Annotated in this window: 16 protein-coding genes; 10 read left to right on the top strand and 6 right to left on the bottom strand. The window is 71.0% G+C overall.

Annotated features, from left to right (window positions below):
* Nucleotides 1-47 precede the first annotated feature (47 nt).
* Nucleotides 48-1,613 carry an alpha-isopropylmalate synthase regulatory domain-containing protein gene (locus ACZ5KW_RS01895; RefSeq protein ID WP_343779319.1) on the bottom strand — a complete coding sequence of 522 codons (1,566 nt, stop codon included), beginning with the start codon at nt 1,611-1,613 and terminating at the stop codon, nt 48-50.
* Nucleotides 1,614-1,934: 321 nt separating this feature from the next.
* On the opposite strand from ACZ5KW_RS01895, the gene ACZ5KW_RS01890 reads away from it, so the two are divergent.
* On the top strand, nt 1,935-2,423 hold the full coding sequence (locus ACZ5KW_RS01890; RefSeq protein ID WP_343779317.1) for a cupin domain-containing protein: 489 nt from the start codon (nt 1,935-1,937) through the stop codon (nt 2,421-2,423).
* Between the two features lie 30 nt (nt 2,424-2,453).
* On the opposite strand, the gene ACZ5KW_RS01885 is transcribed toward ACZ5KW_RS01890, so the two are convergent.
* The 4 genes from ACZ5KW_RS01885 to ACZ5KW_RS01870 all read right to left on the bottom strand — a co-directional run bounded on the left by ACZ5KW_RS01885 (nt 2,454) and on the right by ACZ5KW_RS01870 (nt 8,481).
* A complete protein-coding gene (locus ACZ5KW_RS01885) occupies nt 2,454-3,125 on the bottom strand; it encodes a CRISPR-associated protein Cas4 (protein ID WP_343779315.1) in 672 nt (223 codons plus the stop codon).
* A gap of 79 nt (nt 3,126-3,204) precedes the next feature.
* Nucleotides 3,205-3,861 (bottom strand): hypothetical protein, encoded by a 657-nt coding sequence (locus ACZ5KW_RS01880; RefSeq protein WP_343779313.1) that lies wholly within the window; start codon nt 3,859-3,861, stop codon nt 3,205-3,207.
* A 94-nt stretch (nt 3,862-3,955) separates the two neighbouring features.
* Nucleotides 3,956-6,013: a type II secretion system F family protein gene (locus ACZ5KW_RS01875; RefSeq protein WP_343779310.1), complete on the bottom strand. Its 2,058-nt coding sequence runs from the start codon at nt 6,011-6,013 to the stop codon at nt 3,956-3,958.
* Nucleotides 6,010-8,481 (bottom strand): type II/IV secretion system ATPase subunit, encoded by a 2,472-nt coding sequence (locus ACZ5KW_RS01870; protein WP_343779309.1) that lies wholly within the window; start codon nt 8,479-8,481, stop codon nt 6,010-6,012. The genes ACZ5KW_RS01875 and ACZ5KW_RS01870 overlap by 4 nt, the downstream gene beginning before the upstream one ends.
* 250 nt (nt 8,482-8,731) lie before the next feature.
* Between ACZ5KW_RS01870 and ACZ5KW_RS01865 the strand changes: the two genes are divergently transcribed.
* From ACZ5KW_RS01865 to ACZ5KW_RS01835, 7 genes are all read left to right on the top strand, one after another.
* A complete protein-coding gene (locus ACZ5KW_RS01865; RefSeq protein ID WP_343779307.1) occupies nt 8,732-9,817 on the top strand; it encodes a sulfite exporter TauE/SafE family protein in 1,086 nt (361 codons plus the stop codon).
* 94 nt (nt 9,818-9,911) lie between these two features.
* Complete coding sequence (locus tag ACZ5KW_RS01860) at nt 9,912-10,916, top strand: alcohol dehydrogenase (protein ID WP_343779848.1); 1,005 nt, start codon at nt 9,912-9,914, stop codon at nt 10,914-10,916.
* Nucleotides 10,917-10,967: 51 nt separating this feature from the next.
* The gene (locus ACZ5KW_RS01855) at nt 10,968-12,020 is read left to right on the top strand and encodes a zinc-dependent alcohol dehydrogenase family protein (protein ID WP_343779305.1); all 1,053 of its coding nucleotides are present in this window, start codon (nt 10,968-10,970) and stop codon (nt 12,018-12,020) included.
* Between the two features lie 59 nt (nt 12,021-12,079).
* Nucleotides 12,080-12,271: a hypothetical protein gene (locus ACZ5KW_RS01850; protein WP_343779303.1), complete on the top strand. Its 192-nt coding sequence runs from the start codon at nt 12,080-12,082 to the stop codon at nt 12,269-12,271.
* A 118-nt stretch (nt 12,272-12,389) separates the two neighbouring features.
* Nucleotides 12,390-13,433, top strand: a complete 1,044-nt coding sequence (locus tag ACZ5KW_RS01845) for a DUF8127 domain-containing protein (RefSeq protein ID WP_343779302.1) — start codon at nt 12,390-12,392, stop codon at nt 13,431-13,433.
* A 239-nt stretch (nt 13,434-13,672) separates the two neighbouring features.
* A complete protein-coding gene (locus tag ACZ5KW_RS01840) occupies nt 13,673-13,951 on the top strand; it encodes a hypothetical protein (RefSeq protein ID WP_343779301.1) in 279 nt (92 codons plus the stop codon).
* Between the two features lie 146 nt (nt 13,952-14,097).
* Nucleotides 14,098-15,009 (top strand): HpcH/HpaI aldolase/citrate lyase family protein, encoded by a 912-nt coding sequence (locus tag ACZ5KW_RS01835; RefSeq protein WP_343779299.1) that lies wholly within the window; start codon nt 14,098-14,100, stop codon nt 15,007-15,009.
* Nucleotides 15,010-15,069: 60 nt separating this feature from the next.
* On the opposite strand, the gene ACZ5KW_RS01830 is transcribed toward ACZ5KW_RS01835, so the two are convergent.
* Entirely contained in the window at nt 15,070-15,438 is a 369-nt protein-coding gene (locus ACZ5KW_RS01830; protein WP_343779297.1) for a VOC family protein, read from the bottom strand.
* 115 nt (nt 15,439-15,553) lie between these two features.
* Here ACZ5KW_RS01830 and ACZ5KW_RS01825 point away from each other — a divergent pair, with 115 nt between their 5' ends.
* Both ACZ5KW_RS01825 and ACZ5KW_RS01820 read left to right on the top strand, forming a co-directional pair.
* Nucleotides 15,554-18,667, top strand: a complete 3,114-nt coding sequence (locus ACZ5KW_RS01825) for an FAD-binding and (Fe-S)-binding domain-containing protein (RefSeq protein WP_343779294.1) — start codon at nt 15,554-15,556, stop codon at nt 18,665-18,667.
* 226 nt (nt 18,668-18,893) lie between these two features.
* Nucleotides 18,894-20,714 carry an L-lactate permease gene (locus tag ACZ5KW_RS01820; protein ID WP_371152705.1) on the top strand — a complete coding sequence of 607 codons (1,821 nt, stop codon included), beginning with the start codon at nt 18,894-18,896 and terminating at the stop codon, nt 20,712-20,714.
* The last annotated feature ends 26 nt before the right edge of the window (nt 20,715-20,740 follow it).

Below are 20,740 nucleotides of genomic sequence, written 5' to 3'. Positions count from 1 at the left end.
GGTGATCGGGCGCCGTCAGGTAAAAACCTCGTCAGACGCCGGCGCGTTCAGTCGTCCGCGACGGCGCCCGGCTCCGCGCCGTCGGCGTCGGCCTCGGCGGCGAGCAGTCGGTCGAGCCCGTCGACCATCCCGACCACGCTCGCGCGGGTGATGTCCGCGTCCGACGCGGAGACGCTCACGGAGCGGTCGCCGCGCGAGAGGTCCACCTCGACGGTGACGACCGCGTCGGTGCCGCCCGTGATCGCGTCGACGTGGTAGGAGTCGAGCTCGAAGGCGACGCCGTCGGCGGTCGAGTCGTCTCCGCTCCCGCCGTCGCCCGAAAGCGCCGTGCGGACCGCCTCCAGTCCCGCGTCGACCGGGCCCGCGCCGGTGCCGGAGGCGACCCGCTCGTCGTCGCCGACGCGGAGCCGGACCGAGGCGGTCGGCAGGTTCCCGCCGGAGGTCGCCGAGAGGTCGACGAGTTCGACGTGGCGCTCGCGCTCGCGGCCGCGAACGTCGTCGGCGATGGCGAGCAGGTCCGCGTCGGTGACGCGCTTGCCGCGCTCGCCGAGCTCCTTGACGCGGGCGACGACGTCGCGGAGCTCGTCCTCGTCGACCGCCACGTCGTGTTCGGCGAGCGCCGCCTTCACCCCGGCGCGGCCCGCGTGCTTGCCGAGGACGAGCCGGCGCTCCCGCCCGACCGTCTCCGGCGGGTACGGCTCGTACATCGTCCCGTCCTTGAGGGTGCCGTCGGTGTGGATGCCGGACTCGTGGGCGAAGGCGTTGGCCCCGCAGACGGCCTTGTTCGGCGGGAGCGCGACCCCGGTCGCCTCCGAGACGGTCCGGCAGAGCCGGTAGAGCCGTTCGAGCTCGACGGTGTCGACGTCGTACGACCGGGCGAGCGCGACCGCGACCTCTTCGAGCGCGACGTTGCCGGCGCGCTCGCCGACCCCGAGGACGGTGCCGTGGACGGTGTCGGCGCCCGCCTTCAGCCCGGCGTGGACGTTCGCCACGCCGAACCCGAGGTCGTCGTGCGTGTGGAGGCTCGTCGGCCCGAGGTCGGCGAGCCGCGAAACTACTTCGGCGGTGCGCTCGGGGTCGGCCGCGCCGACCGTGTCGCAGTAGCAGATCCGGTCCGCTCCCGCGTCGAGGCCGGCGCCGAGCAGGCGTTCGAGGTAGTCGAGGTCGGCCCGCGAGCCGTCCTCGCCGAGCACCTCGACCCACAGCCCGTGCTCCTTGGCGTACTCGACGAGTTCGACGGTCGTCCCGACGACCTCGTCGCGGGTCGACCCCACCTTCGTCTCGACGTGTTTGTCGGAGGCCGGGACGACGAGGTTGACGCCGTCGACGCCGCAGTCGAGCGCGTGGTCCACGTCGGCTTTCACGCCGCGGGCGAAGCTCGTCACGGTCGCCGAGAGCCCCTCCGCGGCGACCCGGCGGATCGCCTCGCGCTCGCCCGCGGAGGTACACGCCGACCCGGCCTCGATCAGGTGGACGCCGGCGGCGTCGAGCTCACGGGCGACCTCGACCTTCTCGCCGGGCGACAGCGAGACGCCCGGCATCTGTTCGCCGTCGCGCAGGGTGGTATCGAGTAGCTGTACCTCGTCGAGGTCGGTGAGTGGTGTTCGGGTCAAAAGGGAATCCGTCGGCTCGTCGGTGGTCTGGGGGTCGGTGCCGCCGCGGGGCGGTCGTGCCCCGGTGTCGTTATCGTCGGAGAATTTCGCGGCCAGCCGCCGTGAGGCGACTTCCTCTATCCTCCGAACGATCGCGAGTGTCTCGCGTCATTCGTACCCATGCGAACGACGGTCACACGGATAAACTGCCGGGTCGCGTCAGGAATGACCGACCGATCGTCGCCAGCCCCCGGGTCGAAGTGACGATCTCTCGACGGCGTCTCGGCCGAGTCCCGACGGAACCGCCGACAGCGTTAGGGAGCCACCTTCCGACCGGCCGGTATGGAGCGAGTCGCGATCGACGACGTCGACGTCGTCACGAACCCCATGGGCGTTCACGACCTCCGGAAGCCGGTCTCGCGCGCCCTCGGCACCGACCACGTCGCGATGAACTACTTCGAACTCGCGCCCGGCGACGCGTTCTCCGGCGGGCTTCACACCCACGGCGACCAGGAGGAGATATTCTACGTGCTCTCGGGCACCGCCACCTTCGAGGTCGGTCGCGAGCGCGAGCGGGTCGAGGTCGGCGCGGGCGAACTGATCCGCTTCGCGCCCGGCGAGTTCCAGTCCGGGTTCGTGCCCGAGGACGCCGACGAGGGGGCGGTCGCGTGGGCGGTCGGCGCGCCGGGCGCCGGCCACGACTGGGACCGGATCGAGTCGATCGTCGAGTGTCGCGACTGCGGCGAAGAACGAGTCCACGACACCGAACTCACCGACGAGGGGCGGTTCCGGTTCTCCTGTACCGACTGCGGAACGTCGTTCTCGCCGTAGCGGCCGGATCCGGGAACCGAGCGGCGCGATTCACCCCAAAAGCGACCGGAGGCTTCGGCGCTCGGTGCCACAGCCCGTCTGGTAGTCGCAGCTCTCACAGCGGCCGTCGTCGACCCGCGGCGGCGGGCCGTCGATCGACTGCGCCGCCCGGAGCGCCCGCCGGTAGGCCGCCTTCTTCCGCGTCGTGAGCCGGACCTCGCGGACCGCGCCGACCGCGGGATACTCGACGAGCGCCCGCCGCACCTCCCGCTCGCGCTCCCACGCCAGCGCCTTGGCGAGCGCGACCGCCCGGACCGCCTGCGGCTCCCACACGCCGTTCTCCGGTGGCTCCCCCGACGAGACGAGCGTCGGAATTGGCGCCGACGCGTCCGCGTCGCTCGGTTCCAGCACCTTGTGAACGGTGCCGTGACAGTCCTTCCCCGAGAGGAACCCGCGTTCGCTGACGGGGTCGACGAGGGCGTCGTAGTCGTCGCGCTCGCGAAGCCGCGTGAGGTTCCGACGGTACGCGGCCGGCGACCGGTGGAGCGGTAGCTGTCGCAGCGCCCGGTCCGGCGCGTCGGCCAGTTCGTCGTAGCGGAACGCCAGCCCGATCCGCTCGCGGGCCTTCGGCGGCACGCTCCGCTCCTCGTCGCGTCGGCGGTAGTAGAGCTGTCGGGGACAGTACGCGGCGCGGGCGACGTCGCTGAACGGGACGAGTGTCACGTGACCTCCTGGCCGCGGTTTCGGTGATAAGCGTCGGGTGGGGGCTCCGGTGATAAGCGTCCGGCGGCGTTCGGGCGTCTCAGAGAGACACGTCGGTCTCGATGTCCTCGGTCGCGTCGCGGAGCCCGTCCTCGCGGGCGTCGCTCGCGAGCGACCCCTCGATGTCGGCGTCGGTGAGGAGGTCGCGGAACGCGTCGCGGAAGCGGTCGTTCGCCTGCGTGGAGGTGAGGTCGACGCGCGCGACCGCGGCGTAGCGGGCGATCTGGTCGGGGCTCGCGTCGAGCGCCTCCGCGCACTCGACGATCGAGTTCCCCGCGCCGGTGAGTCGCTTCAGCTCCGCGTAGGCGAACGCGTCGTCGTCGACTTCGCGGTCGGACTCTCGCACGAGGTGGAGGTCGAGCCGCGCCCTGCGAACGGTCTCGCCGTCGACCGTGTCGGGCTCGACGGCGGGGTCGTCTCGCGCCTCCAGCGCGTCGCGGAGCGCCGCGGCGATCGTCTCATCGTCCGCCTCCTCGAACCGGCCGCGGGCGACGAGGACGTACGCGTCGTCGTCGAGGTCCGTCGAGAAGCCGTACCGCTCGCGCATCGCGGCGACGACCTCGCGACACCGCGCGTCCACGGCGTCGTCGTCGGGGTCCGAGAGGGTCCCCCGCGCCGCGTCCTGCCGCTCGGTGACCGACTCGGACCCGGTGGCGTCGACGAACAGATCGCGGAGCTCGGCGGTTTTCTCGTCCATACGCGCGTGGATACGCGGGCACGGTACAAAAGCCTCGTGTCGGGTCGACGGCGCGGCCCTCCGGAACCGGGCCGACCGGGCGTTCCGGCCCTCCTCACACCAGGCCCCCGACGGTGAACACGACGTAACAGCACGCCACCAGCGTCCCCGAGTGGAGGAGCGCGGCGTACCGCCCGCGGGCCGCCGTGCCGGCGAACCACCCGGACGCGAGCATCGTCGCCTGCGTCACGACGTACAGCCGGAACCGCTCCAGTTCGGGGTGGACCGCCTCCGGCTCCGTGACCGCCTCGCTCGCGGCGGCGATCTCGGCGAGCCGCGCGGCGTCGACCACCTGCGTGTTCACGACCGCGACCACCGCGGCGACGAGGACCGCCGCGGCCCAGCCGACCGCGATGTACGGCTGCATCGACGAGCGGAGCGCGCGCTGCTCGCTGTAGAGCCGCCCGACCTCGATGCGGAGCGTCTCGAAGACGGCGTCGGCGTCGCTGCCGGCGTTCAACGCGCCCGTGACGAGCCCGAGCGTGCCGGCCGCGAGCGGGGTCCCCACGCGGTCGACGAACCGCTCGATGGCGGCTGCGCGGACGTGGACTGGCCCCTCGCTCTCGTCGGCTCCCGAGTCCGTCCCCCCGGTCGCCGTCGTCGACCGCAGCGCGAACGCGAGGTCGGCCACGTCGTCGTCGAGAACGCCGAGTTCGACCTCGCGAGCGACCGCGTCCACCGCGTCGGGGAGCGGTCGCCCCTGCGCGACGTGACCCGAGACGGCGTGAACGAAGTCGGCGAGCTCGCGGTCCTTCGCGTCGTCGATCCGCCTGCGCCGCGCCGCGACCAGCCCCACCGGCACCGCGAACGCGGCGTACCCGAGGAGGACGACGTTGACGAGCGTGTACCCGGCGAGCGCGAGCCAGCCCGCCAGCGCGGCGGCCGGCGGCGCACAGACGACCGCCGTGCCGGCCGGGTTTCGCCCGGCGGTCGCGAGGATCGCCCGCGGACTCGCGGGGACGTCGTAGCTCGCCCGCTGGCTCGGCGGGCGGAGCGTCCCGACCGCGACCGCGGCCGCGAGTCCGAACGCGACGAGGAACGCGACGGCGCCGTAGAGGACGACCGCCCGCGTCGGGACCACGCCGACCGGCGTCGCCACCGGCGGGAGAAGCTCGGGGATCACGACCGACAGCGCGGTCGCGCCGATGACGACGAGCGCCGGCAACACCAGCACGGCGACGAACAGCTCCGTGAGCAGTTCGAGGAACCGGCGCGCCCGCTTCCGGGCCCGGTCCTGCCGGTGAGCGAGCATCCGGCGCTCGGTCGCGAGGAACTCGGAGAGCGCCTCGTCGCCGGTCGCGGCGTGCTTGCGGAACTTCAGGAGGAACGGCGCGAGCAGTTCCCGCGAGGGCGTGTCCCGCGCGACCCGCCGAAGCCCCTCGTCGAGGCTGCCGGCGAGCCGGGCGGCGTTGAGCGCCTTTCGCAGCGAGGTCGCGGTGGCGCCGTACGCGTCGCCGTCGGCCGCCTTCCGGAGCATAGACCGCGGGTCGTCGCTCCCAGCGGCAAGCAGTTCGAGGTACCGCACCGCGCCGGGGAGGGTGCGCTCGATGTCGGTCCGGCGCGTCGCGACCACCCACCGGAGGTGGAGCCCCGCGGCCGCCACGGTCGCCCGCTTCGCGAGGAGCGCGACCGCGACGGCGACGACTAGCGCGGCCCGGTCCGTGCGCAGCGGGCCGACCGACTCCGGCGTCGGCGCAGGGACCGTCGTCGACCCCGCGGAGAGCAGCGCCGCGCCGAACCGCGCCTCCACCGCGGCCGCGACCGCGGGAGCGGCGCCGGTCGCGAGGACTAACGCCGGGAGGAAGGCGACGGCCGCGACGATCCACGAGAGCCCGTACGCCCGCGAGAGGTACGTCTCGAAGCCGGTGTCGAGCGCGCTCCCGCGATACCGCTTCCGGTCGGCGTCGTGGCGGCGGTCGCTCGCGTGCCGCGCGAACAGCGCGTAGCAGACGCGGTCGACGACCGCGAACCGGCGCTCGACGGACGGTCGATCGGTCGCGGTAGCTCCGGTCGCGTCGGCCGCGGTCGCGGTAGCTCCGGTCGCGTCGACCTCACCGGAATCGGCCGCGGTCGCGTCCGTTTCGCTCGCCGCCGTCGCTCGGCGCCGGCTCACGACCGCCCCCGTCCCGCGCGTTCGCCGCGTTCGTCGCGGCCCTCTCCGCCGTCGGTCTCGGCGGCACCGCCGGCGTCACGGTCCATCGTCCGGGCGGCGCGCTCGACGGTCGCCGCCTCGTCCGTGCGCAGGTCGGCGAGGAACTCGAAGAGGGCGTCGGGGTCGTCGACCCCGTCGCGCACGAGGTACTCCACGTACCGTCGCTTCGAGGCGAACTCGGCCGCGACCGCTTCGGGGTCCCGATCGGTCCGACTCGCGATCCGGTCGAAGACGCGGAAGCGCGCCCCGTTGCCGGACCCGCCGGCCGCCACCGTTCCCCCTCCGTCAGTGGTGCTGCCGTCCGTATCGTCGCCGGCATCGCCGCCCGGAACGCCGGGGAACCGGAACGTTCCGTCGCCGTCGCGCCAGGCGACCGTGTTGTAGCGGACCGACTCCTCGTCGGCCTCGACGAGCCCCGCCCCGCCGCGTTTCGGGTCGCCGGTCGGGCTCCGCTTCGCCGCCGGGTCGAGGCCGTCGTAGGCGGCCTCGGAGAGCGGTTCGATCGCCCGGGAGACGTAGCGCTCGCCGTCGACCTGCCGGGGGAAGACGACGAGGTCCACCTCCCGCAGCAGCCGCGCCGGCAGGCCCCGTTCGCGCAGGCGGTTCGACAGCGCCTCGACGTCTTCGGCGTGGGTTGTGCCGATCACCCCGTGGCCGGTGTTGAGGCTCTCGGCGAACGTCTCGAAGCTCTCGGGGGTGTTGATCTCGGCTATCACCTCCACGTCGGGGTTCAGGTAGTTCGCTTCGGTCATCAGCTCCGCCATGCCCACCGACTTGTAGGCGTCTTCGTGGTCGCGGGTGGTGAGCGAGACGCCCGTCTCGTGGGGGAGCCGCACCTCGCGAGACCCCTCGTCGACCGAGACCGGGCGGGCGTCGAACGGGATGAAGGGGGCGTGGGCGTTGAGCAGCGTCGTCTTGCCCACGCCGGTCGGCCCGGCGAAGAGGACGACGCCGCGGTGTTCGTACAGCAGCCACAGGAGCGTGACCAGTTCGACCGACAGCGTCCCGCGCTCGATCAGGTCGACCGGTGTCAACGCGTTCGCGCGCTGCTTCCGGATCGAGACGTGCGGGCCGCCCTCGGAGATCACCGGTAGCGCCACCGCACACCGGATCGTCTGCGGCACGCCGTCGAGTTCGAGGTTCACCTTCGCGGCGGGCGTCGAGGCGTTGAGTTCCGTCCCGTCGCGGGCGGCGATCCCCGTGACCACGTCGACGAACGTCGTCTCGTCCTCGAACGCGAGGTTCGTCGGAACGCGGGCGCCGGCTACGGGGGCGTCGCCGTCGCGTCCGGTCTCGCCGCTGCGGCCGGCCTCGTCGTCGCGCCCGCCCGCTCCGCCTCCGCCGTCCGCCCCGGAAAGCACCGACGCACGGGGGACGACCTTCACGCGCTCGCCGACGCGGTTCGCCTCCACGTCCTCGAGGTGCGGGTCCCGGATCGGGACCGTGAGGATGCCCTCGCCGACGAAGTCGCGCAACACGTAGTACGCGAGGTCGTCGAGCCGGTCGCTGGCGTACCGCGAGTCGACCGGCGGCGCGACGAGTCCCCGCTCGGCGAGCGCGGTCTTCGCCCGGTGGGCCGCGGCGTCGAGCCACGCCCGGGTGTTCCGCGCGGTGAGCCGCCGGGAGAGGAACCGCCGGGCGCGGGCGGCGACGAACGACTCGCGGTCGCCGACCACGTCGCTCACCGTCGTCTCCCAGATCCGCGATTTACACTCCTCGATGAGCGCCTCGTCGCCGGGGAGCAGGTCCGGCTCTAACACGGCGTACTTCGTCTCGAACGCGTCGGAGCCGAGCAGTCGCTCGCGGTAGATCACCACGTCGACGGAGAGCCCGGCGAACGCCACGTCGTACTGCGCGAGCCGCTCGGCGGCCACGCGCTCGACGTAGTCGGCGTCCGCGTCGATTCCGGTCTCCAGCGGCGCGAACGTCTCCGTGTGGACGACCAGTTCGCGGTCGTCGCCCACGTCGGCGACGTCGATCCGGTCGTCCAAGGCGATCGGAGTGAGGTCGCCGAGCAGGCGGAACTCCCGCAGCGCGTGGTAGTCGATCCGCCGCCGCGCCGCCGCGCTCGCGTCGACCAGTCGGGAGAGCGCCTCCGCGTACTTCGGTCCGAACCCGCGTTCCGCGCGCTCGACGACCCCGACTCGCGTCAGCGGGCGGCGGTGCCGAACCGCCGAGAAGTGGTCGCGGACGCGGTCGAGGCCCCGCTCGTCGGCGGGCGACAGCGGCGGTTCGCGCACGTCGTAGCCGAACCGGCCGCCGTCGCGCTCGCGGATCGTCGCGACCACGCCGGGCGAGACCTCGTACTGGGCGCGCACGTCCGGCGCGTACCACGCCTCCGGGTCGTCCGGCGGCACCGGCGCGGGGACCGCCTCGCCCGGGTCGCCGTCCGGCTCGTCGACGATCCGGAGGGTCGCTCCCTCGCTCATCGACCTCGCCCTCGCGTCGCTCGGCACGTCGTGGCGCTCCCGTCCCGTCTCCGCGTCATCGTTCGATCGGCGGGTGACCGATGAGCCGATTTAAGCGTTCTTTTCTATCATCGGAGTAATGTTTCAGCGTCCATGAACGAACCCGGACACCGGCCGTCATCGTGGCCGAATTGTCGATGATAATCCATGCGAGTTATCAGCGATGACAACTAATTTATGCGGCTCTCCGTAACCGGCAGTCCACGACTCAATGAGCAATTCACTGTCCGACGGCGCACAGCGGATCTTCCTCCGGTACCAGCACGTTCTGGTCTTCCTCGCTCCGATCGCCTTCGTCGCCGGGGTGTACGGCTTCGCGCCGACGCCGACCGACGCCGGCGTGGAATACTGGACCGAATACTGGTGGCTGTTCATCGCCTTCGTGACCGGCGCCGTCATCGTCAACACCGTCGGGATCAGCGGCTCGGCGCTTTTCGTCCCGTTCCTCATCTTCGTCTTCCCGCTCGTCGCGTACCCGCTGGAACCGACGACGCTGGTGAAGATCGGGCTCATCAGCGAGTCGTTCGGGCTGTCGAGCTCGTCGCTCGCGTTCATTCAGTACGGGCTCGTCGACCGCCGCCTCTCCCTGTCGCTCGTGTTGGGCGGCGTCCCCTTCGTCGTCGGCGGAGCCCTCCTCTCCTTTGTCATCCCCGAACCGCTGTTCCACGCGCTGTTGGGGATCGCGCTGCTCGCGGCATCGTACCTGCTGTTTAACGCTAACTTGGGGCACGACGACCCGACGTCGGACGGGGACGGCGAGGAGGCCGCGACGGACGGCGGTTCGTCCGGCGACCTCCCTGACGACGCGAACAAGCTCGGGCCCGCCGGCGTCGAGACGGACGACTCCGGCACGGTCACCCGGGTCGACCGCGACGGCGACGACTACGTCTACTCGCGCGGCGGCTACCTCGAACGGTTCGCGAACTACAGCATCGGCGGGGTGTTCCAGGGACTCGCCGGGTTCGGGATCGGCGAACTCGGGATCATCTCGATGCTCCGCACGCAGGTCCCGGTCCGCGTGGCGATCGGCACGAACCACATCGTCGTCGCCACGACCGCCGTCCTGGCCTCCGTCGTCCACGTGTTCGGCGGCGGACTGGTCGGCGGCCACTCCATCGACCTGGCGACGACGCCGTGGAACATGGTCGTCTGGACCGTCCCGGCGACGACGCTCGGCGGCCAGATCGCGCCGTACGTCTCGACGGCGCTGAACACGGACACGATCAAGGCCGGCGTCGGCGGCCTGTTCGCGATCATCTCCGTCGCGCTGTTCGCGATGGCCAGCGGCGCCGTCTGACGAGGCCGCCCGCGGCAGCGAGGCGCCGTGCGGATCCCCGGAACCGTGCGTTTCTTACACGGTTCGCTCCGAGAACTCATGTATGTCCGACACCATGCGAGCCGCGGTCGTTCCGGAGCCGGGAGCCGACTTCGAGATCGTGGAGCGCGACGTGCCCGAGCCCGGTCCCGAGGAGGTCCGGGTCGCGGTCGAGGCCTGCGGGATCTGCCGCAGCGACGAGTTCGTCGTCGAGGGCGGCTACCCGGGCGTGAACTACCCCCGCGTCCCCGGCCACGAGATCGCCGGCACCGTCGACGCGGTCGGCGAGGACGTCGAGGCGTGGGAATCGGGCGAGCGCGTCGGCGCCGGCTGGCACGGCGGCCACTGTTTCACCTGTGAGCCGTGTCGCCGCGGGCAGTTCCTCCAGTGCGAGAACGCCGAGATCACCGGGCTCACGTTCGACGGCGGGTACGCCGAGTTCGCGACGGTCCCCGCCGAGGCGCTGGCGGCGATCCCGGACAACCTCGACGCGGTCGACGCCGCGCCGCTGCTGTGTGCGGGGATCACCACCTACAACGCGCTGCGAAACTCCGACGCGCGCGCCGGCGACCTCGTCGCCGTGGTCGGCGTCGGCGGCCTCGGTCACCTCGGCGTCCAGTACGCCCACGCGGCCGGCTACGAGACGGTCGCGATCTCGAGGAGCCCGGACAAGGAGTCGCTCGCGCGCGACCTCGGCGCCGACCACTTCGTCAACGCCGCGGAGGCGGACCCGGCCGAGCGGCTCCGAGAACTCGGCGGCGCGAGCGTCGTCCTCACGACCGCCCCCGCGAGCGACGCGATCGAGTCGGTCGTCGGCGGACTCGGGACCGACGGCTCGGTGATCGTCGCGGGCATTCCGGGCGAGCCGGTGTCGGTCGACGCTCAGCAGCTGGTCGGCACCCGCGGCGCCGTCGAGGGGTGGGGGTCGGGCCACGCCCGCGACTCGCAGGACACCCTGGAGTTCAGCGCCCTGCGCGACATCACGCCCGAGATAGAGACGTTCGACCTCGCCGACGTCGAGGCTGCCTACGAGCGCATGGCCGCCAACGAGGCGCGGTTCCGCGTCGTGCTGGAGCCGTAACCCGCCGCCGGGACCCGCGGCCTTTTGTTCCGGCCGCCAGTAGCCGATCGCATGCGCGCAGCCGTCTTCAACGGACCCGGCGAGATCGGCGTCGAAGAGCGACCCCGGCCCGAGATCGAGGCCCCGACGGACGCGATCGTCCGCGTCACCCACACCGCTATCTGCGGCTCGGATCTCTGGTTCTACCGCGGCGACAGCGACCGCGACCCGGGATCGCCGGTCGGCCACGAGCCGATGGGGATCGTCGAGGAGGTCGGCGACGACGTGACCTCGGTCGACCCCGGCGACCGCGTCCTCGCCCCCTTCGCCATCTCCTGTGGCGAGTGCGAGTTCTGCCGGAAGGGGCTCCACACCTCCTGTGAGAACGGCGACTCGTGGGGCGGCGACAACGGCGGCGGCCAGGGCGAGTACGTCCGGTCGACCCACGCCGACGGCACCCTCGTCCGCGTGCCGGACCGCCACGCCGACGACGAGGACACCCTCCGCTCGCTTTTACCCCTGACCGACGTGATGGGGACCGGCCACCACGCGGCCGTCAGCGCGGGCGTCGAGGCGGGCTCGACCGTGGCCGTCATCGGCGACGGGGCGGTCGGGCTCTGCGGCGTCCTCGCGGCCCGGCGGCTCGGCGCCGAGCGGATCATCGCGGTGGGCCATCACGAGGACCGCCTCGAACTCGCCGAGGAGTTCGGCGCCACCGAGACCGTCTCCGAACGCGGTGAGGAAGCGGTCGAGCGCATTCAAGCGCTCACCTACGGCGGGCCGAACCACGTGATGGAGTGCGTCGGCGCCGCGAGCGCGATGAACACCGCGGTCGACGTCGTCCGCCCGGGGGGGACGATCGGGTACGTCGGCGTCCCCTACGGCGTCGAGGACGAGGGGCTCGACGTGTTCGGCATGTTCGGCGACAACGTCACGCTCGCCGGGGGCGTCGCGCCCGTCCGCGCGTACGCCGAGGAACTGATGGCCGACGTGCTTCAGGGCACCCTCGATCCCGCGCCGATCTTCTCCGAGACCATCGGTCTCGACGCGGTCGACGAGGGGTACCGCATGATGGACGAACGCGAGGCGATCAAGGTGCTGGTCAAACCGCACGACGACGCGTAGGAGGCGTCGTACACCGCGATTTCGGTCGATACGGCGTAACTTTTAGAAGCGTCCAGTCCATGTGGGTAGTTGTCATGTGCCACCATTACGACGAGGCGATGACCTGGGAGGAGGTTCAGGCGCGCCACCGGGCAGACGAGACGGACGAACCAGTCGACGAGATCCCCGACGCCGACGCGGTCGACGAGCCGGCGGGCGACGCGGAGGAGTCCGAGCCCCCGGCGGAGCCCCGCGCCCCGGCCGACGACTGACGCGGTCGGGCACGACCCCGTCTCGAACCCCGATTTTCTATCGCGCGTCCACCGCGGAGCCGCGGCCGCGGCGCCCCCGAACGAAATATTTTCAATCGGAATTCGCGAACGTCCGTCCGTGTCTTCCGCCCTCCCTCCCCTCCGAACTGTCGCGATCGCGTCCCTGATTCTCGTCGGCGTCGCGCTCAGCTTCGCCTTCCACGCGACGGCCGGCGACGCGGAACTCACCTACGAGGCGACGGCCGTCGAACCCGGCGAGGACTCGGGCTTGGTCGCACGCGCGGCGTCCAACGTCACCGACCTCGACGAGCGACTCTCGGACACGCCCGACCAGTACCGAGAACCGATTCGCACCGCCGCCGCGACCGGATCCTTCGACGGCACGCTCTCACCGGAACTCCACATCGCGCTCGACGACGTCGAGACGCCGTACGTGCGGTACGACGAGCGCTACTACGAGTGGACGTTCTCGACGCGCGGCGAGACGACGAACGCGACGATCGAGATGCGACCGACCGACCCCGAGTCGGTGTTCGCGGCCGTCGCCCGTCCGGCGTCCGCGGCACCGTCGGGCGTTCGGACGGCGATCGACGAGGGGACCGCGAACGAATCGGGCGTCCGGTCGGGGCTGTACCGCCTTGACGGGGCGTACTACGCCGTCGCGCCCGAAAGCGAGGCCGCCGTCTTCGCCCAGTTCGCGGGCGCCATCGCGGGGTTCGCGCTCACGCCGGTCGGCCGGGGGTACGCCGCAGTCGGACTCGGACTGCTCGCGTACCGGTATCGGGAGCCGACCCGCGACCGACTCCTCACCGTTCGCCGGGCCGTCGCGGTCGCCGCGCTCGCGCTTCCGGTCGCGCTCGTCGCCACCGCCCTCTTCGAGACCGGATCGCTTTCCCGCTTCGTGACCGGCCCCGCGACCGCTGCGGTCGTCGCGTCGGGCGTCGTCGCCGGCGTGTGCGTCGCCCAGAGTCGGTGGCGCTCGCTCGCTGGCGTGACGGTCGGGGTCGGGCTGCTCGCGACGGCCGCGATCACGGCCGCCATCGGTCCGACCGGCCTCGTCTTCGGGCCGCTCGCCGCGATCCTCGGCTTCGTGACCGGGCTCGTCCCGTTCGGGTACGGCTACTGGTTCGCGCGGACCGGACCGGGACCGACGACCGGCTAGCGGGGTCGGCGCTGACTCTCCCTGACGCTCGACCGTTGAGCCGCCGTCATGGCCCGAGGTTCTGGCATGTCCTGAACTCTCATTCGGGACCGTTCAGGGGGATCCCGAACTCGTTCAGCCGGTGAAATACGAAGTCGGTCGGGGTACGCACTCCGACACCTCCGGCACGGAGCGGTTCACATGTCCACGCGACCGACTACCACACGACCCGGCAACCAGCGCACGACGGTGATCGACCGATGAGGCGACGGGCGGTCCAGACGGCAGCGATCGCCGTGTTCGTGGCGTCGATACTCGCGGTCGGCGTCGGCTTCGCAGGGACCGCGGCGATTCAAGACGACGGCGGGGAGGTCTTCGTCGACGAGGACGGTGAGGTCGTCTCGAACGATCGACCGACCGGCGGCGATGTCTCGATCGGCGAGCCGGGGCTGATATCGCTCCGGACGCTCGGCGCGGTCGGCGTCGCGATCGCGGTGGCGCTCCTCGTCGTCGCCGCGGTCCGACGCGCCGACCGCTAACCGTCCGGCTCGGGCGGGTTGGTCGCGGTCGGCACGACCCACCGCCGCGACGACGCAGCCCTGCTATTTACTCGTATTCAAGTTAGTGAAAATACCCCCGCGTGAGGTATCTTTATTTTCATAGAAAAGCGTGATAGACTCGCTACATGACCGACGTGACACTTCGCCGCACGCAGCTCGCGACGCCGGCGAGCGACGAGAAGATGATGCGCTCGGCGGCCGACAGCGACGCCGACGAGGTGTTCTTGGACCTCGAAGACTCCGTCGCCCCGAACGCGAAGCCCGACGCCCGCGAGCCGCTGATCGCCGCGGCCCGCGAGGAGGACTGGAGTGACAAGGTGTTGAGCTTCCGAATGAACGGCATCGACACCAAGTGGTGGTACGACGACCTGATCACCGTCGTCGGCGAGGCCGGCGAGCACATCGACGACGTGATCGTTCCGAAAGTGAAGTCCGCGAGCGACGTTCACACCGTCGAGAACCTGCTCGAACAGGTCGAGGCGAACAACGACCTGGAGGTCGGTCGGATCGGCATCGAGCCGCAGATCGAGGACGGCGAGGGGATCCACAACGTCCACAAGATCGCGCACGCGTCCGACCGGCTGTCGTCGATCATCTTCGGGCCCGGCGACTACTCCGCCGCGATGGGGACCCCCGGCCTCGACATCGGCCAGTTCCCGGAGTACCCCGGCCACTACTGGCACCACGCGCTCTCGGAGTGTAACTCCGCGGCGAAGTCGGCGGGGCTGCCGTGTCTCGACGGTCCGTACGCCGACATCGAGGACGCAGACGGGTTCCGCGAGTCCGCCGAGAACGCCAATATGATCGGCTGCGACGGCAAGTGGGCGATCCACCCCTCGCAGATCGAGATCGGCAACGAGGTGTTCGCGCCGGACCCGGAGACCGCCGAGCGCGCCAAGCGCATCGTCGACGCCTACGCCGAGGCGATGGAGGAGGGCAAAGGCGCGGTCAGCGTCGACGGCCAGATGGTCGACGAGGCGACCAACAAGATGGCCCAAGACATCGTCGAGACGGCCGAGGCCGCCGGCATCCTGTAGGCGGTCACGGATCGTCTCGTCCGGCTTCGGTCACCCGTTTTCTTTCCAGCGTCCGACCGCTCAGAGCGGCTCGATCAGCTCCACCACGTGCCCGTCCGGGTCCTTCACGAACGCGGTGCGCGCGCCGGCCTCGGGCTGGTCGCCCGGCTCCTTCACGGCCCCGTGGTGGTCGATCTGGGCGAACGCCGCGTCCACGTCCTCGACGCCGACGGCGACGTGGTCGTAGCGGTCCCCGTCAGCGCTCGGCGTCTCGCCGTCGGTGTCCGACAGCTGGAACTCGACGCCCGCGTCGTCGGCGACGTACACGTTCCGCGTGTCGCCGTCCGCGGTCGCGAACTCCCACGACCGCTCGAACCCCAGCTCCTCGACGTACCAGTCGGCGGTCCGGTCCGCGTCGGCGACGTTCAGACAGGTGTGGAGTATCTCCATGTCCCGGCGTGTGCCGGCGGCGTAATAAATCCCGACTGCCGGCTCGAGGCGCACGGCCGCTCGCAAAACCTTCATGAACAAAGGTTTTATTCTCGCTTCGCCACGGTGATACGGTATGGCAAGCGAGCCCACGGCAGGGAGTGACGTGCCCGTCCAGGGGACCCAGTCGGCCGCACTCGGCCACGACCGGCCGGACGTCCCCGCCTACCGATCGCTCGCGGCCGACCTCCGCGAGCGCGTCGCCGGTGAGGTCCAGTTCGACGAGTACGCCCAGGTGTTGTACGCCACCGACGGCAGCGTCTACCAGGCGCGGCCGGCGGGCGTCGTCACCCCGCGCTCGGTCGCCGACGTACGAGCGGCGATGCGGGTCGCGGCCGACCACGGCGTCCCCGTGATCCCGCGGGGCGCGGGGTCGTCGTTGGCCGGTCAGACCGTCGGCCCCGGCTGCGTCGTCCTCGACTTCTCGAAGCACATGGACGAGATCCTCGAGGTGCGTCCCGACGACCGGCGCGCCGTGGTCCAGCCGGGCGTCGTCCAAGACCACCTCGACGACCGGCTGGCCGAGGACGGGCTGAAGTTCGCGCCCGACCCCGCCTCCTCGGCGCGGGCCACGGTCGTCGGCGGGATCGGCAACAACTCCACGGGCGCCCACTCCGTGCGGTACGGGATCACCGACGCGTACACGGAGCGGCTGAAAGTCGTGCTCGCGGACGGGTCGCTGATCGAGACCCGGGAGGTCGTCCTCGACTCGCCGGAGTACGAGGCGATAGTCGAGGGCGACGACCGGGAGGCGGCGCTGTACGAGGCGGCCCGGCGGCTCGTCGAGGAGAACGAGGCCGCGATCGACGAGAAGTACCCGAACCTCAAGCGATCGGTGTCCGGTTACAACCTCCACAAGGCCATCTACGAGAACGACGACGGCGAGCGCGTGATCAACCTCACGAAGCTGTTCGTCGGCGCGGAGGGCACGCTCGGGACGATCGTCGAGGCCGAGGTGTCGCTCGTCACCCGCCCCGAGGAGACGGCGCTGGCGCTGTACACCTTCGACTCGCTCGGCGACGCGATGCGGGCGGTGCCCGAGGCGCTTGAGTTCCCCGTGAGCGCGGTCGAGCTGATGGACGACGAGGTGTTCGCGCTCGCGGCCGGCTCACAGGAGTTCGCGCAGTACGCCGAGCCGATCCCGGAGCGGGCGGCCGCGGCGCTCATGCTGGAGTGGGACTCCGAGCTCGTCGACGACTTCGAGGCGGCGATCGCGGACACGACGGCGCACTTCGTCGATGCCGGCGACGCCTTCGACGTGTTAGCGGCGTACACGCCCGCCGCCCAGGACGACCTCTGGAAGCTGCGAAAGGCGGCCATCCCCCTCCTGATGAGCATGGAGGGGGACGCGAAGCCGTACCCGTTCATCGAGGACGCGACGGTGCCGCCCGAGGAGCTCGCGGAGTACGTCGGCCAGTTCGAGGCGGTCCTCGACGACCACGACACCTCGGCCGCCTACTTCGCGCACGCCGGGTCCGGCACGCTCCACATCCGCCCGATCCTCTCGCTGAAGGAGGAGGGGGGCGTCGAGAAGATGCACTCGATCGCCGACGACGTCACCGACCTCGTCTTGGAGCACCACGGCGCGTTCTCCGGCGAGCACGGCGACGGGCTCGCGCGCACCGAGTTCAACCCGAAGATGTACGGAGAAGACCTCTGGTCGGCGTTCCAGGAGCTCAAATCGACGTTCGACCCCGACTGGCGGATGAACCCCGGCAAGGTCGTCTACGTCGACGGCGACACCGCCGCCGAGCGCGGCTACCCCGACACCGCGGCCGACACTGACATGCGCGAGAACCTCCGGTACGGGCCGGAGTACCAGTCGATCGAGCCGCAGACAGAGCTGGACTTCTCGGAGGAGGGCGGCTTCTCGCACCTGGTCGAGCTGTGTAACGGCTGCGGCACCTGCCGGGAGACCGACTCCGGCGTGATGTGCCCCACCTACCGCGCCTCCGAGGAGGAGATCCAGGCGACCCGCGGCCGGGCGAACATGCTGCGGGCCGCGATCAGCGGCGAGCTGGACGACGACGAGATCCACTCCGACCGGTTCCAAGAGGAGGTGCTCGGGCTCTGCGTCGGCTGTAAGGGGTGTAAAAGCGACTGCCCGACCGGCGTCGACCTCGCGAAGCTGAAGGCCGAGGTGAAACACGAGCACCACGAGGAGGAGGGCGCCGGGCTCCGCGAGCGGCTCTTCCGGGACATCGACCGGCTGTCGGCGCTCGGCAGCGCGCTCGCGCCGGTGTCGAACGCGGCCTCGAAGATCCCGGGCGCCCGGCGGGTGATGGACACGGTCGCGGGGATCGCGCCCGACCGGGAGCTGCCGCCGTTCCGGTCGACGAGCTTCGAGGCGTGGTTCGACGCGCGGGGCGGCCCGGCGGTCGCGCCAGACGAGGCGGTCGACACCGTCGCGCTGTTCCCCGACACGTACACCAACTACAGCTACCCGGCCGCCGGGAAGGCCGCGGTGCGCGTCCTGGAGGCCGCGAACGTCCGCGTCGAGGTGCCCGACGACCTCGCGCCCTCCGGCCGCGCGGCGTTCTCCACCGGCTTCCTCGACGACGCCCGCGAGCGCGCCGCGACCAACGTCGAGCGGCTGGCGCCCCGCGTCCGCGACGGCCACTCCGTCGTCTTCGTCGAGCCCTCCGACGCCGTGATGTTCCAGGACGAGTACCTCGACCTCCTCGACGGGCCCGACGTCGAGGCCGTCTCCGCGGCCGCGTTCGGCGTCCTGGAGTACCTCGACGCCGGCCGCGTCGACGAGCGGCTGGCGTTCGACGCGCCCGCCGAGACGCTCACCTACCACGGCCACTGTAACCAGAAGGCGACGAACAAGGACCACCACGCGGTCGGGGTCCTGCGCCGCGCGGGCTACGACGTGGACCCGCTCGACTCCTCGTGTTGCGGGATGGCGGGTTCGTTCGGCTACGAGTCCGAGCACTACGACCTCTCGCAGGCGATCGGCCGGATCCTCTTCGACCAGGTCGAAGACAGCGACGGCGACGTGGTGACCGCGCCCGGTGGCTCCTGTCGGTCGCAGCTGGGCGACCGCGATGGCGCGACGAACCCGCCGCACCCAATCGAGAAGGTCGCGGCCGCGGCGACAGGGCCCGCGCCCGACGCCGGCGCCGACCCGACCGACGCCGGCGCGGGCGATGTCGACGCGACGACGCCGTCGCCTGCGGACGACTGAGGCGGGATCGCCGCCCGTCTTCGGCCGTCTCTACCTTCGGGATCTGTCACGGTCGGATCCGAACCCTCCGACTGCGCTGTCTCCGCGGATGATCGTGAGGTGACCATAATCATTGTTTCCAGCAGATTTAATTGATGAGATTGAGACGCCCCAGATATGCCACTTCGTGGCAGGCTCAAGGCACGGGTTCACAGGCGGGTGAGCCCTTGGGGTATCGCGAGTCGGGATGACGACTGCGGCGTCCGTGTCGGAGGTGGTGTCCGTGGCTGACCCGCTGCTCATTCTGCTGGCGCTGTTGCCGCTCGCGGCGATCGCGATCATCATGGTCGCGCTCTACCAGCCGGCGACGATCACGATGCCCATCGCGTGGGCCATCGCGGCCGGGGCCGCGTACGTCGGCTGGGAGATGACGCCGACGTTGATCGTGGCGGCCTCCATCCGGGGGGCGCTGACGGCGACGCGGATCCTCGTCATCGTCTTCGGCGCGATACTGCTCCTGTACACGCTCAAGCAGTCGGGCGCGTTCGAGGTCATCAACGCGGGCTTCTCCTCGATCAGCGACGACAGGCGCGTGCAGGTCGTCCTGCTCGTGTTCCTCATGGGGTCGTTCATCGAGGGCGCGGCCGGGTTCGGGACGCCGGCAGCCATCGTCGGCCCGCTGCTGGTCGGACTCGGCTTCCCGCCGCTGGCCGCGGTGGTGGTCGCCCTGACCGGGAACATCCTCGCGATCACCTTCGGCGCGGTCGGGACGCCGCTCATCATCGGGTTCGAGGACGTCGTCTTCGGGCAGGACCCGATGGAGGCCGGCACGGCGGCGTACCAGGTCGTCCAGAACGGCGGCTTCGAGAGCGTCGGCGCCTACGTCGCCCAGATCGGGCTGTGGGCGGCCGTCATCCACGCCGTCGTAGGCGTCGCGATCCCGTTCATCGGGGTCGCGATGATGACCCGCTTCTTCGGCGAGGAGCGCTCGCTCAAGCCCGCCATCGAAGTGCTCCCGCTCACGCTGTTCGCGTGGGCCTCCTTCGTGGTTCCGTACCTCCTGACGGCGTACTTCCTCGGGCCGACGTTCCCGGGGCTGCTGGGCGCGATGGTCGGCCTGCTCGTCGTCGGTTCGACGCTGCGCGCGGGCTACTTCCTCCCGGACGAGGAGTGGGACTTCGGGCCGCAAGAGCAGTGGCCCGACCACTGGATCGGCAAGATCGAGCCAGGAGCGGGCATGGGTAACGTCGACTCCGACCAGAAGATAGCGGCCGACGGCGGCACGAGCCGCTTCGAGGAGATGCACGGCCAGGACATGTCGCTCGGCATGGCGTGGGCTCCCTACATCCTCGTCGCCGCCCTGCTGATCGTGACGCGGGTCGTCGGTCCCGTACAGAGCTTCCTGTCGTCGACCGGCGTCATCACGTGGAACAACATCCTCGGAACGCCGTTCTCCGAGGGAGTCGAGATGCTCTACCTCCCGGGGTCGCTGTTCGTGCTGGTCGCGGTCGTGACGTACGGGCTCCACGGCATGGACGCGGAGGGGATCAAAGACTCGTGGGGAGAAGCCGTCTCGAACATCATCCCGGCGGTCATCGCGCTGTGGTTCGCCGTCGCGACGGTGATGATCATGCAAAAGACCGGCGCCGACATCGTGGTCAACAGCGTCGAAACCGTCGACATGGGGATGCTGCAGCTGCTGTCCGCCGAAACGGCGTCCCTCACCGGAGCGGCGTTCCCGTTCTTCTCGGGCTTCATCGGCGCGTTCGGCGCGTTCATCGCCGGCTCGAACACGGTCAGCGACATCCTGTTCGGCCTCTTCCAGTTCGAGGCGGCCCAGCAGATCGGTGCGCCGACCCAGATCGTCGTCGCCGCGCAGGCGGTCGGCGGCGCGATCGGGAACCTCATCGCCATCCACAACGTCGTCGCCGCGCTCACGGTCGTCGGCCTCATCGGCGAGGAGGGGCGCGTCATCCGGCTAGAACTGATACCGGTGCTGTACTACGGCGTCGCCACCGGCATCATCACCCTGCTCCTCGCGTACGTGGTGGTCCCCGCGACCTTCTGAGGGCCGCGGACCCGTCTCCCTCGCTC

Source organism: Halorubrum ejinorense (genome assembly GCF_055389685.1).
Note: the sequence above shows the minus strand (reverse complement) of the source record. Positions and strands in the feature narration are given on the sequence as shown.

Bases quoted from the DNA above. Each gene is read 5' to 3' on its own strand.
- ACZ5KW_RS01890 (WP_343779317.1), top strand. From the start codon at position 1,935: ATGGAGCGAGTCGCGATCGACGACGTCGACGTCGTCACGAACCCCATG.
- ACZ5KW_RS01880 (WP_343779313.1), bottom strand. From the start codon at position 3,861: ATGGACGAGAAAACCGCCGAGCTCCGCGATCTGTTCGTCGACGCCACC.
- ACZ5KW_RS01870 (WP_343779309.1), bottom strand. From the start codon at position 8,481: ATGAGCGAGGGAGCGACCCTCCGGATCGTCGACGAGCCGGACGGCGAC.
- ACZ5KW_RS01865 (WP_343779307.1), top strand. From the start codon at position 8,732: ATGAGCAATTCACTGTCCGACGGCGCACAGCGGATCTTCCTCCGGTAC.
- ACZ5KW_RS01860 (WP_343779848.1), top strand. From the start codon at position 9,912: ATGCGAGCCGCGGTCGTTCCGGAGCCGGGAGCCGACTTCGAGATCGTG.
- ACZ5KW_RS01855 (WP_343779305.1), top strand. From the start codon at position 10,968: ATGCGCGCAGCCGTCTTCAACGGACCCGGCGAGATCGGCGTCGAAGAG.
- ACZ5KW_RS01850 (WP_343779303.1), top strand. From the start codon at position 12,080: ATGTGGGTAGTTGTCATGTGCCACCATTACGACGAGGCGATGACCTGG.
- ACZ5KW_RS01840 (WP_343779301.1), top strand. From the start codon at position 13,673: ATGAGGCGACGGGCGGTCCAGACGGCAGCGATCGCCGTGTTCGTGGCG.
- ACZ5KW_RS01835 (WP_343779299.1), top strand. From the start codon at position 14,098: ATGACCGACGTGACACTTCGCCGCACGCAGCTCGCGACGCCGGCGAGC.
- ACZ5KW_RS01830 (WP_343779297.1), bottom strand. From the start codon at position 15,438: ATGGAGATACTCCACACCTGTCTGAACGTCGCCGACGCGGACCGGACC.
- ACZ5KW_RS01825 (WP_343779294.1), top strand. From the start codon at position 15,554: ATGGCAAGCGAGCCCACGGCAGGGAGTGACGTGCCCGTCCAGGGGACC.
- ACZ5KW_RS01820 (WP_371152705.1), top strand. From the start codon at position 18,894: ATGACGACTGCGGCGTCCGTGTCGGAGGTGGTGTCCGTGGCTGACCCG.